The organism is Clostridium sp. AF28-12 (assembly GCF_003435225.1).
GTDB lineage: Bacteria > Bacillota > Clostridia > Lachnospirales > Lachnospiraceae > Pilosibacter > Pilosibacter fragilis.
Window position 1 is genome coordinate 1 of sequence record NZ_QWGJ01000032.1, and the last position, 12,232, is coordinate 12,232.

Annotated in this window: 7 protein-coding genes and 7 pseudogenes; 10 read left to right on the forward strand and 4 right to left on the reverse strand. The window is 46.4% G+C overall.

Annotated elements, in window-relative coordinates:
* Window positions 1-99: 99 nt before the first annotated feature.
* Together DWY93_RS15835 and DWY93_RS15840 are read right to left on the reverse strand one after the other, a co-directional pair.
* A pseudogene (locus tag DWY93_RS15835) lies at window positions 100-1,136 on the reverse strand (ATP-binding protein).
* Window positions 1,137-1,283: 147 nt separating this feature from the next.
* Window positions 1,284-1,460: pseudogene (locus tag DWY93_RS15840) on the reverse strand (relaxase); the annotation flags it as partial.
* A gap of 282 nt (window positions 1,461-1,742) precedes the next feature.
* Between DWY93_RS15840 and DWY93_RS15845 the strand changes: the two are divergent.
* The gene (locus DWY93_RS15845; RefSeq protein ID WP_242990729.1) at window positions 1,743-2,045 is read left to right on the forward strand and encodes a PBECR4 domain-containing protein; all 303 of its coding nucleotides are present in this window, start codon (window positions 1,743-1,745) and stop codon (window positions 2,043-2,045) included.
* On the opposite strand, the gene DWY93_RS15850 is transcribed toward DWY93_RS15845, so the two are convergent.
* Window positions 1,991-4,654, reverse strand: a complete 2,664-nt coding sequence (locus DWY93_RS15850; RefSeq protein ID WP_117472650.1) for an SEL1-like repeat protein — start codon at window positions 4,652-4,654, stop codon at window positions 1,991-1,993. The genes DWY93_RS15845 and DWY93_RS15850 overlap by 55 nt on opposite strands.
* 152 nt (window positions 4,655-4,806) lie before the next feature.
* Between DWY93_RS15850 and DWY93_RS15855 the strand changes: the two are divergent.
* From DWY93_RS15855 to DWY93_RS15875, 4 genes and pseudogenes are all read left to right on the forward strand, one after another.
* Window positions 4,807-6,402 (forward strand): annotated as a pseudogene (locus DWY93_RS15855) (recombinase family protein); the annotation flags it as partial.
* A 180-nt stretch (window positions 6,403-6,582) separates the two neighbouring features.
* A complete protein-coding gene (locus DWY93_RS15860; protein WP_117471338.1) occupies window positions 6,583-6,867 on the forward strand; it encodes a hypothetical protein in 285 nt (94 codons plus the stop codon).
* 316 nt (window positions 6,868-7,183) lie between these two features.
* A complete protein-coding gene (locus DWY93_RS15870; RefSeq protein ID WP_117471336.1) occupies window positions 7,184-7,573 on the forward strand; it encodes a DUF2185 domain-containing protein in 390 nt (129 codons plus the stop codon).
* A gap of 38 nt (window positions 7,574-7,611) precedes the next feature.
* Window positions 7,612-8,136 (forward strand): transposase, encoded by a 525-nt coding sequence (locus DWY93_RS15875; protein WP_117471335.1) that lies wholly within the window; start codon window positions 7,612-7,614, stop codon window positions 8,134-8,136.
* Between the two features lie 137 nt (window positions 8,137-8,273).
* Here DWY93_RS15875 and DWY93_RS15880 read toward each other — a convergent pair.
* Window positions 8,274-9,080 (reverse strand): annotated as a pseudogene (locus DWY93_RS15880) (helix-turn-helix domain-containing protein).
* A 285-nt stretch (window positions 9,081-9,365) separates the two neighbouring features.
* Between DWY93_RS15880 and DWY93_RS15885 the strand changes: the two are divergent.
* The 5 genes and pseudogenes from DWY93_RS15885 to DWY93_RS15905 form a co-directional block, all read left to right on the forward strand.
* Window positions 9,366-9,518: pseudogene (locus tag DWY93_RS15885) on the forward strand (DeoR family transcriptional regulator); the annotation flags it as partial.
* Window positions 9,511-9,807: a DUF3847 domain-containing protein gene (locus DWY93_RS15890; protein WP_117471380.1), complete on the forward strand. Its 297-nt coding sequence runs from the start codon at window positions 9,511-9,513 to the stop codon at window positions 9,805-9,807. The pseudogene DWY93_RS15885 and the gene DWY93_RS15890, both read left to right, overlap by 8 nt.
* A 437-nt stretch (window positions 9,808-10,244) precedes the next feature.
* Entirely contained in the window at window positions 10,245-10,898 is a 654-nt protein-coding gene (locus tag DWY93_RS15895) for a hypothetical protein (RefSeq protein ID WP_227612115.1), read from the forward strand.
* 185 nt (window positions 10,899-11,083) lie between these two features.
* Window positions 11,084-11,692 (forward strand): annotated as a pseudogene (gene mobQ / locus DWY93_RS15900) (MobQ family relaxase); the annotation flags it as partial.
* Window positions 11,693-11,708: 16 nt separating this feature from the next.
* Window positions 11,709-12,191: pseudogene (locus DWY93_RS15905) on the forward strand (tyrosine-type recombinase/integrase); the annotation flags it as partial.
* Window positions 12,192-12,232: the final 41 nt, after the last annotated feature.

The following is a 12,232-nucleotide window of genomic DNA, read 5'->3' on the forward strand; positions in this document are numbered from 1 at the left end:
AAGTTTTTAAACGTTTTATTTGAAATAGCACAATAGGTTAATTTAGAATGAAAAGTAGCAGGACAATGGGAGATGAGACCCAATGCCCTGCTTCTCTGTTTATTCGGAACGAACTGTAATATATTTTTGTTTTCGACTGTTTGGCTTATCTGGAATAGTCATTTTAAGCTGGCCACTTGCCAGTAGAGGATTCAAATATTTTCTTGTAAAATAAGTGAGATTTCGATAACCAATAAACGAGCAAATTTCTTGTTTGCTTTTTTCTGTTATACAAAAATCCAAGACTGCGTGTAGGATGTCCTGTGATTTATCTTGATCACTAACTTGGTCACAATCTTGGTCACTGACTAAGTCTTTCTGACTAAGATGGTAATTCACATTTTTCAAAATGACTCTGAAATCTGTCGCTGTTGAGGAAAATTCGGGCTTATATGCCTCTGTGTATCCAGGCAGCTTTTCGGTTTCACTGACGATTTTGCGTAGGCCACTTCCACGGCGTTCCATGTACTTCATGCGGTGGAACAGGTCAGCAATCACAGGGTTTCGTCGCATGGAACGGATACTGTAAATATCGTATTCCTGAATTGAGCCGCCGCCAAACATACCGCCCGGAGATGTGATTTCCACCCGATCATCAAACATATCAATATGGATTTCGCTGCCAAGCACAATATAATCACGATGGATAAGCGCATTGACAAGAGCCTCTGTCACAGCTCGTTCAGCATAATCCGGCTTGTCTACCCGATACTGTGCCTCTTTGACAAAACGGACTTTGGAATTATTGCGAATAAATTCGCTGCCGCTTTTCAGTAGATAAATCAGATTCCCTTCGTATTCTTTATCGTCCAATGCATCATCAAAGATAGAGCCTTTTTCCAAGCCATTCCACCGGGTACAGAACATACGGGAGTTAGTGTGATTCGTTCTTTGATTAAGCGGCTGATCGCTTCAGCATCCTTTTGAACATCGGACAAGCCGATAGGCTCCCGGTCATCGGAGACTCCGAAAAACAGAGTGCCGCCGATTCCATAGGAAAAGGCACTGACACTTTTTAACCAGCTTTTTGGCTTTTTTGTTTCGAGAGCAACTTTGAAATCACATTCTGTTGCTTCAGCAATGAGCTGTTCTATCATAGAAATCCCTCCTTTGAGGTTGTAGAATGTTCTTTTTTATTATACCTAGCGGAGAAAGTTATTGCAACGATAGAAGCAAAGAGTTCAGCGAAAACAAAAATATTTATGAGAGGAGGTCCTTCTATTATGGTAATTACAAGTATCATGCCGCTTCGCCAGCAGAAACTCCGCATCGGCGGTCCGGCTGTCACAGCCATAGCCGGTAATCAGTTTTCCGTTATCGGTCTTTTGCGGATTTGCCACATAATCAATAATATCGCTGATTGCCTGACTCTCAGTGCGCCCCTTGCCGATATGCAGGGGCATGATGCGTGTGGTTGCCATAGATGGAGCCTCCTTTCTCATAAGCAGAGAAGATATTTTCTGATTTTTCATGGGGATTGACATATTTTCTAAAGTTGCATATAATAATAGTACAAGGTAGGCAACGGCGTGTGTCTGCCAAAGCGTTGAAGCATAATAGCGTACCGGAATGCCTTGTTATGCAGAGCTTTCAGTAGGGGTTGTGCAGTAACCTCAAACCGGAGTAGGCTGCAAGCCGAAAGAAAATGCTCAAAGCCGCCTTGCATTGCAGGGCGGCTTTCTTTATGTGGACAGAGAGGTTTTATGGATAAATTACAAAAGTGTGCAAAAGCATTTGAAAATTTGTTGGAGATACAATATCGGATCATTATTGGCCGAAAGGGAAAAACCGCAGAGTTGGTGATTGGCTTCTCCAAACTGGACTTTCATCATTTGATGGGTCTTGGAAAACTGAAAGATTTGCGGATCGCAAAACAAAATCGTGGTTCTGTATTTGATGAAATCATAACCGGCATCATGACATTGCGCCGAAGCGTCCCTTTTTTCGTCCTTTATGATTCGTTTTCCGCAATGGTACGCCGCAAAAGATTCATTTCGGCTTCATAGCCGTAATCCTCTTTTTCGCTGCTCTCCTTTGCCAATTCCAACGCCTGACGGCATAGATCCAAACCGGCTTTCTTTTCCCCGCGGCCGCCGATACCCAAAAGCTTGCAGCGCGCCAAGCGCATTTTGCATTTCACACTGCCCAATTTCTCGCCAGTTTCATAGCAGCGGCGCGCTTCCTTTCCGTCCTGCGCAACGACGACGCCGTTTTCATAAAAACGCCCCAACGCCCACCAGGCGCTGTCGTCATTCCCATCGGCAGCTTTGCGGTAATGGGCATACGCCTCAGACAGCTTCCCTGCCTGCTCCAAATGCCATCCCATGTTGTAATCCGCCATGGCTTCGCCCAGCTCCGCCGCGCGGCGATACCATTCCATGGCCGTTTCCAAATCCCGCGGCACGCCCCGTCCCATCGCATAACATTCGCCCAGGCTATTCATGGCAGCCGGGTGGTTCTGCTCTGCTGCTCGTTCGTACCAGCAAATTGCCTTTTTCATATCCTGTTCCACGCCTTCGCCGTGGTCGTAATGCCAGCCGAGATCATGCATGGCATCAGCATTCCCGCCCTCGGCGGCAGCAGTATACCAACGGATCGCTTCCGTCATATTTTGTTCCACGCCTTCGCCATTGCTGTAATTCCAGCCAAGGCAGTACATGCAGTAATCACTTCCTGCCTCAGCTCCCCGCCGGTACCAGTAAAGCGCCCTGTCTTCGTTCTGTTCCACGCCTTCGCCGTCCTCGTAGCAGCATGCCAGATTATTCATGGATTGCAAATGGCCACACTGTGCGCCCTGCTCATACCATTTTACGGCTTCCTGCCAATTCTGCTCCACGCCATATCCCCTTTCATAGCACCGGCCAAGATTGCACATGGCATCGCCGTTGCCGCCTTCGGCACTGCGGCGATACCAGTAAAGCGCCCTGTCTTCGTTCTGTTCCACGCCTTCGCCGTCCTCGTAGCAGCATGCCAGATTATTCATGGATTGCAAATGGCCACACTGTGCGCCCTGCTCATACCATTTTACGGCTTCCTGCCAATTCTGCTCCACGCCATATCCCCTTTCATAGCACCGGCCAAGATTGCACATGGCATCGCCGTTGCCGCCTTCGGCACTGCGGCGATACCAGTAAAGCGCCCTGTCTTCGTTCTGTTCCACGCCTTCGCCGTCCTCGTAGCAGCATGCCAGATTATTCATGGATTGCAAATGGCCACACTGTGCGCCCTGCTCATACCATTTTACGGCTTCCTGCCAATTCTGCTCCACGCCATATCCCCTTTCATAGCACCGGCCAAGATTGCACATGGCATCGCCGTTGCCGCCTTCGGCACTGCGGCGATACCAGTAAAGCGCCCTGTCTTCGTTCTGTTCCACGCCTTCGCCGTCCTCGTAGCAGCATGCCAGATTATTCATGGATTGCAAATGGCCACACTGTGCGCCCTGCTCATACCATTTTACGGCTTCCTGCCAATTCTGCTCCACGCCATATCCCCTTTCATAGCACCGGCCAAGATTGCACATGGCATCGCCGTTGCCGCCTTCGGCACTGCGGCGATACCAGTAAAGCGCCCTGTCTTCGTTCTGTTCCACGCCTTCGCCGCGCTCGTAGCAGCATGCCAGATTATGCATGGATTGCAAATCGCCACACTGTGCGCCCTGCTCATACCATTTTATGGCTTCCTGCCAATTCTGCTCCACGCCATATCCCCTTTTATAGCACAAGCCAAGATTGCTCATGCTAACCGGATAGCCGCACTCCGCACCTCTGCGATACCAGGAAAAGGCCTGCTCCCAACTCTGCTCCACGCCGCAGCCCTTTTCATAGCAGTATCCCAGATTATGCATGGATCGCAAATCGCCGCACTCCGCACCTCTGCGATACCAGGAAAAGGCCTGCTCCCAACTCTGTTCCACGCCGCAGCCCTTTTCATAGCAGTATCCCAGATCCGTCATTGCCGTGCTCACGCCACTCTCTGCCGCCTCGCGGAACCAATGCACAGCATGCTCCCAGTTTTGCTCCACGCCGTCGCCGTATTCATAGCATACGCCCAGCCGGTACATACCTTCACCGTAGCGCTGATACGCCGCCGCGCGCACCCAGTGCACGGCCTCGGCAGCGTCGGCTTCCACGCCGATCCCGTCGTGGAAGGTGCGGGCGAGCAGCATCTGTCCGCGGGGCGAACCGTATTCCGCCGCCTTGCAGTATAACTCGGCAGCCTTTTCCGCATCCGGAGCCGTGCCAATGCCGTATTGATAGCACACGCCCAAGCAGCACACCGCATTCAGGCTCCCCATTTCCACCGCCTGCTGATAAAGCCAAAAAGCCTGAACCGGATCCGCCTCCACGCCGTTTCCCTGCTCCATGCAGATGCCCAGATTGCATACGCCCCATGCGCTGCCGAGATATGCAGCTTTCCGAAAACAATCCACCATGCGCTTTTTATCCGATGCCTCTGCATCCCAAAGGGTGTTGCCTAAAGCCGTCCAATCATCTCCGGTCATATCGGTCTCGTTGGCGCGCAGCAATTTCCGGCCGCACTGCGGGCAGCGCTCCGGCAGCTTTTCGCCTTCATCCCAATAATTACAGGTGTGATCCTCGCAGTGATAAATCATCGTTTCTAACTCCTTCCGCCTGCTGAAAAAAGCAGCGCGTTACACTATTTTCTATAGTATAACACGCTGCTTCAAAAAAGGAAAGACCGATCGGTCAGTCCTCGTTGCCGAAGAACTTATCGTGCACCACTTTGATGGCGCGGTTTGCATCGTCCTTGCAGAAGAAGTATCTGGAAGATTATGCAGTACAGCATGGATTTGATAATATTCAGCATTTCAGTGATGATGGATATTCAGGAACGAACTTCAACAGACCGGCATTCAATTCTCTGCTGACAGAGATTGAAGCTGGCAGGGTGGGAACAGTGATCGTCAAAGATATGTCCCGATTTGGCAGAAACTATCTGCAAGTAGGTTTCTATACTGAAATGATGTTTCCTAAGAAAAATGTCCGTTTTATTGCAGTCAATAACGGAGTTGACAGTGCCAATCCGGCAGATAATGATTTTACACCATTTCTGAATATCATGAATGAATACTACGCCAGAGACACCAGCCGTAAAATCCGTTCCACTTTCCAGTCCAAAGGCAAGTCCGGCAAGCACCTTACAGGCACGGTCATTTACGGCTATCTCTGGAACGAAGCCAGAGACCAATGGTTGGTTGACCCCGAAGCCGCTGAGGTGGTCAAGCGCATCTTTGCCATGACGATTGACGGCTACGGTCCGTATCAGATCGCCAGCAAACTGAAATCGGAAAAGGTGCTTATTCCGTCTGCTTACCTTGCCCAACACGGCGAGGGCGTGAACAAAAACAAGACTTTCAAAGATGTGTACGGCTGGGGTTCTTCCACCATCTGCAACATTCTTGAAAAGCGTGAATATCTGGGACACACCATCAACTTCAAGACCCGAAAGCACTTCAAGGACAAGAAAAGCCATTATGTCCCGGAGGACGAATGGACGATTTTCGAGAATACCCATGAAGCTATCATTGACCAGCAGACCTTTGACCTTGTGCAGAAAATCCGTGGGAATGTCAGACGCTACCCGGACGGCTGGGGCGAAGCAGCTCCCCTCACAGGCTTGCTTTATTGTGCCGATTGCGGCGGCAAGATGTATGTCCACCGTACCAACAACGGCAAGCGTATTTCTCAATATACCTGTTCCCAATACAGCAAAGTCCCAGTTGGAAAGCTCTGCACGACACAGCACCGTATCAATGAAGATGTGGTACTGTCCCTTGTTTCCGAAATGCTCAAAGCTATTGCCGAGTATGCCAAGCATGACCGAGCCGAGTTTGTCCGTGTGGTGCAGGAAGCGCAGTCCAGCCAGCAGACAGCAGAGGTTAAGAAACAGCGGATACGCCTTGCCACCGCAAAGCAGAGAGTGTCCGAGCTGGAAGTCCTGCTCTGCAAAATCTATGAGGACAACATTTTAGGAAAGCTGTCCGACAGCAGATACGCCACTCTGGACGCTCAATACGAAAAGGAACAGTCCGAGCTTAACGCCGAAATCTCTACTCTGGAAAAGGCTGTCAAGAGCTATGAGAAGCACGAAAAGGACGCTGACCGTTTTATCGCTCTGATTGACAAGTATGAGAACTTCGACAAGCTGACGATTGCCATGCTCAATGAGTTTATTGAGAAAATCCTTGTGCATGAGCGTGACCGCAAAGGCAGTATACAGACCACACAGGAGGTCGAGATTTACTTCAATTTTGTCGGGCGATTTGTTCCCCCGGCGTTTGGAGAAGTGGAGCTGACCCCGGAAGAATTAGAGGAAATCCGCAAGCGTGAGGAACGCAAGGCACAGGCAGAGGAGATTGTGAAAGCGGAATTGATTTACGATTGAGCGAGGAAGTCCTGGCAGAAAACTGTTCGGACTTTTCTCATATAGTCCAAAGTTGCGGTAGAATTGTTCACAAGTTTTATGGTATAATTTGAATATGAAAATTGAGCAACAAATTGGAAGTTATAGGGGTAGAATATGAATGATATGCAACAAAAATTTTTCAAACATATTGCAGCAATACAAGAAAGTTGTGTTGAAATTTGTTTGACTGAACACAAAAAGTACCATGATAACGAAGCCAGAGCGATGTTGTATGATGTAACCTATGAATTTGCTGTTGAAATTATGGAGATGATTGACGGTTATTCGGGGTATAGTTCTGATAAGCATGATATTATCAATACAGTTACAGGTAAACATCTGAAAGAAAATCCATTTATTGAATTACACGACCAGTTAGATGAGATAATGAAACATTAAACTTGCAGCTTCCGATTTGTCGAACTGATAAAATCCCTTTAGGAACTAAAGGGCGCACTTCTATACTCTCTGTCGAGAGTAGTGCGTCCTGCGGAGCTTCACTCCCGGTCGGCAGAAGAAAACTGTCCGACCGTGAATGTTTCATCACTTCGTTCCGTCAAGGTGGCTACACCCCCTTGCGCCGCTAAAGCGGCTATCCCCTGTGGACTTGCCGTCCGCAAACAGCATAAAATGCTGTTCGCCGCCAGCAAGTTTGAAAGCGACTAAAATGAATTTTATGGAACAAGCAAATCAGAATTTGGAGAGGTGAATCATCATGTTTTTCGAGAGAAAGAAGAACAACGATTTTCTTAGTATCAACATAGAGAATTTAATTGATTGGAACGAACCAAATGGAGAAGGATGCATTGTATCTGACAGAATAACAAAAGAAGGTTTTAAAGTAGGATATATGTATCGAGAAGCTCCATATGAAGACAACCCAGATAGCGGATGGCGTTTTTTAGCGGGTAATGAAGATGAGGCTTATATGAACGAATCAAGCAATCATTCTGTGTTTTCCATCAATACAATATGTAATTATGACAGAGATATTATTCCTTATATTCATGCGGAAATAGGAAGTGTTTATATACGAACTGGAAGTAATACATTTGAAATTGATGATGGCAGCAAGCCAATATTCGTTGATAAACAAAAGCGATAAATTCATATTTGAAGATATACAATAGAGAGTGTGATGACATGACGGATATTAGTGGTATTTTTTCGATAAGTAGTAGTACAAAACATCAATGGATTTCATTATGTGGACATTTGGAAGCTGTTATTGGAAATTATTTTCTTTCACAATCAGGAAATCCAGGAGCATATTGGTATGCTATATACTACGACTCATCAGTAGACGGGTATAATGAATGTGTAGAAATCACAGATAAAAATTTAATTGGTTATGTATATTGTGATGATAGAGTAGCCTTTGTTTTGAACAGTTTCCTTGAAAGATTTATAAACGATACTGTAGATTATAATATTCATTATGTTGGTGTAGAGTCTTTAGACGAAGAATGTATTGAATGCAGAAGATACTTTGATTATTGTGAGCATATTTTACCTGCTTTATGGATAGATGATGATTTCTTAAACAATGAAAAACTTGAGTTTGATTATGAAAAATTTGAGTTGATAGATACTGGTATTAAGTATCTTAATCCGAAGCATTTTTCCGTAAAAAGCTTTGTAGAGTATTGTAGATTCAGTAAAGAGTGAGATTTCTATAAAATAAAATATAGATTCTCAGTTATTAGCAGCAATTTCAGTTTGTCGTTCTAAAAATTCAACTGAATAATCCCAGCAAAAACCGCTGCTACATGGAAGCTAACAAACCATGCAACAGCGGTTTTTCTTTACCTTTTTTTCCTCTGGCTGATAGGCGTTCCCATTTTCTTTGATTTTTTGAGAATCCGAATGAGCCAGCGAAATTCTTCGTCTGACAGATTTTTATAGTTGATACCAAGCTGCTTACAGTAAAGGACAACCAGCTTTTCATCCCGGCTGCCCTTGAAATTTTCGACCGCTTCCAGATTTTCTTTCAGTTCATCGGCAACGGTGGTCTGGGGTGCACTCTCGCTGTCCTTTTTGTGGGCTTCCCGAATATCCCGGATAATGAGGTTGAGGTCATCCCGTACCATCTGATTGAAATATTCATCATCACTGATATGGGCGGCTTGCAGCACTTTCAAAAGGGGGTCGTCTTCGCCGGGGCGATACCGTTCAATGATTTCATGCCGGACAGTATCGACAAGGGCGTTGAGGTTCTGAATCTGCATGGTGGCAATCCCATCCACATAAATCTCAATATCCGCAAGAAACTTGATAAAGTCCTTATGGGTGGCAAGTTCGCAGAGCAGACGGTTATTAATCCGACCGCTTTTCAGAAGTGCTACCATCTCATCACTCAAATGCAGCTCCCTTAATGGCGTGTTGATCTCCGCCCGGTTCTCTGTCCGGCAAAAGAGATAATCGAGGGACACCTCATAAAAATCTGCCAGCAGGATAAGGTTGCCATGATTGATTTCCTTATAGTCATCTTTTTCATAACTGCCAAGAGCCGATTTTGAAATACCCGTTTGCTCTGCCAGTTCTTCCGGTTTTAATCCTTTGTTTCATCGTAAATCTTTTAGCCGTTCCTGTATTGTAGTAGCTCCGTTCATTGAAGCAGTTCCCCCTTTTTAACGACATTTATAACCGTTGAATTGATTATACCATATCAATTCCGCAATCGTGGAAATTTCTGATTTTTACCCCGAATTCCTACTTTGTGGACATACGGCACAGGGCACAAAAATGTTCTATGATACAGGTAGTTCATCGATGGATTATTCCAATCGAATGACCAGCCTGTGTGGGATATGCTTCCCCGGCGATGTAGTGCCATGACTTTTGGCAGGGATGTGGAGGAACCCTGACCGAAACGAGCATACCAAAGGGAGCGATACGCCGCAGTCCTGTCCTGCAGTCCCATGACGGTCAAGCGTTCTCTGAATGAATTGGAAACTGTCGGACTTATCATGCGGGTGCGTCAGGGCGTTGGAGAACCAAACCGGATTTATGTACTGATACCGGGAAAGGGGGACGCTGCCCTTGCCTGATGCCTCAAAGCTGGAAAAGCTCAACCGGGAGCTGGAAAAAAGCGAAAAGAAGCTGTGGAAAGCCATCAATGATGAAAAGGCGTTGCAGCACCAGTTAAAGCAGCTTACCCGAAAGGAACGGACGCACCGGCTCTGCACTCGTGGCGGTATGCTGGAAAGTTTTCTGCAAGAGCCGGAACGCCTAACAGATGATGATGTCATGCTGTTGTTGAAACTCATTTTTCACAGGCAGGACACGCAGGAACTATTGAAAAAACTGCTGGAACGGGAGAAGCCGGAAACCCCTTAGTTTACTAAGGGCGCAATTATACACCACCCAGAGGTTGGTGCATTGCGTTCTCCGAAGGCTCCTTGCCGGAGGACTGTGATTTGTGCGAGCAATGAGCCGAACGAATATGCTTGAATATTCACTCGGCGAATGCCGCAGCAGCCGACAGAATGTTGGCTTCCGCAGTCATGGTCTGCTCCAAATCAAACAGGGGACGCTACGCCGTCTCCGCTCCGCTTCGGTCGGTGCAGGGCAAACGTCCACTGGACGTTTTGCACCCCTGCGCTGGCTGCCGCCAGCTACCCTTTTGTGGACTTGCCATCTGGGGACACCTTGCTTTGCAAGCTGTTCCCAGCCGACAAGTTTTACAAAATCTCTCTATACTTTGACGGTCGGGTAAAGTATAATGAAGTCGACGACAAATCGGAAGTGGCTTATTGTATTGGGAAGGAGAAGTTATGGACAGAATGGTAATTGCAGGTGGCTATGGGATCTGTTTATTTTCCGCAGACACCTTACAGGATTTTTTGAAGCGTGAGAAAATTCGGAAAAGAAAACTGTTAAGTCTTCTGCAAAAGGATAAAGAGCTTTATCTGAACACGCAACGAGAGGGAATTTTCATCCCGTTGGTAGGGATTGATCACTATAATTATGCAATCAAATTGGAAGGGCAGGACGAGCCCTTTGATGACCAGTGGGTGCAAAAAATCAGCTATGAGGGCTTTAATCTGGAAGTAAAAGATGGACTTTGGATTTCTGCTATTGAACAGCTTGAACCTTTTGAGCCAAAGGAATACCATATCAAGGAAGAAGAATTTTATACCACACCGGGGTACTTCGGTTCTGTGGAGCACTACCACTCCCCGTGGGAACGGTGGTATAAGTCAGAAACACCAGATGGTATCTGTACAATTTATACGGACATCAAGTATAATGTTCCCGCTGGAAAATATCTGCTGTCCATCAAAGGCTACACCCGAAAGGAACAACAGAAATTTCCTACCCCCAACTGTGGTTTTTTCTTTTCCTTTACAGAAGTAGATTCGTTTGAAGGTTTCAAGAATCCACGAGAATCTGATGAGTACGATTTTAATCTAGGAAGTATAAAGTAGAAAACTTTCAATTTGCCACCCACACATCGGGTCAACTTGTCCTGAACTTTTACAACTTAATACCCGCCGCCCACACAGCGGCACACCGAGCAGGAAATCTGAAAGAAAGGTTTCCTGCTTTTTTTCTGAAAATGAGGTGGTAAAACGCCACCCCATCCACCAATTACCGAAAGGAGGGACACGAAATGCCCTGTCCGCACAACGAAATCTCGATTGTGCAGCGAAGCCAACAGCAGTCTGCTGTTGCCGCCGCTGCTTACCGGAGTGGTGAAAAGCTGTTTTGTGAATATGACCAGCAAGTGAAGCACTATCCGGAAAAGCGTGGTATCGTCCACAATGAAATCCTGCTTCCGGCAAATGCCCCACGGTCGTATGCAGACCGCAATACTCTATGGAACGCCGCCGAAGCGGTGGAAAAACAATGGAATTCCCAGCTTGCAAGGCGGTGGGTGCTTACCATCCCCAGAGAGATACCGCCCGACCAATATGCTGTCCTTGTCCGGGAGTTTTGTGAACAGCAATTTGTTTCCACCAAAGGCATGATTGCTGACTTTGCCATCCATGGCCCCCATCCGCCGGGACACAATCCCCACGCCCATGTCCTGCTGACTATGAGGGCAATGGACGAACATGGGAAATGGCTTCCCAAGAGCCGTAAGGTTTATGACCTTGATGAAAACGGGGAACAGATAAAGCTGCCATCCGGCAGGTGGAAAAGCCACAAGGAGGATACGGTTGACTGGAACGACCAGAAGTATTGTGAAATCTGGCGGCATGAATGGGAGGTCATCCAGAAATATTCCGGTCATAAAGATAACGACCGAGATGCTACGAAAATATCTTGTAGAGTATCAAACGATAAATAATTGTGGAAAGGTAACTATTGATAATATTCGTAGAAGTCTTTCCACATTTTTTTCGTGGCTAGAGGAAGAGGATTATATTATAAAAAGCCCAATGAAAAGAATTCATAAGGTAAAGACTGCCGTTATTGTAAAAGATACCATTCCGGATGAGAAAATAGAAATTCTTAGAGATAATTGTAATAATCTGCGTGATAGGGCAATGATTGATTTTCTGCTTTCAACAGGAATTAGAGTAGGCGAATTGGTAAGGCTGAACATTGATGATATAGATTTCTCTGAGCGGGAATGCGTGGTTTATGGCAAAGGAGACAAAGAGAGGAAAGCATATTTTGATGCTAAGACCAAAATTCATTTGTTGAATTATATTGAATCAAGGACAGATAATAATATAGCGTTATTTGTGTCGTTAAACAAACCACACAGTAGATGAATATTACGGGTACTTTTACACCACTTGTCCGGATTGAG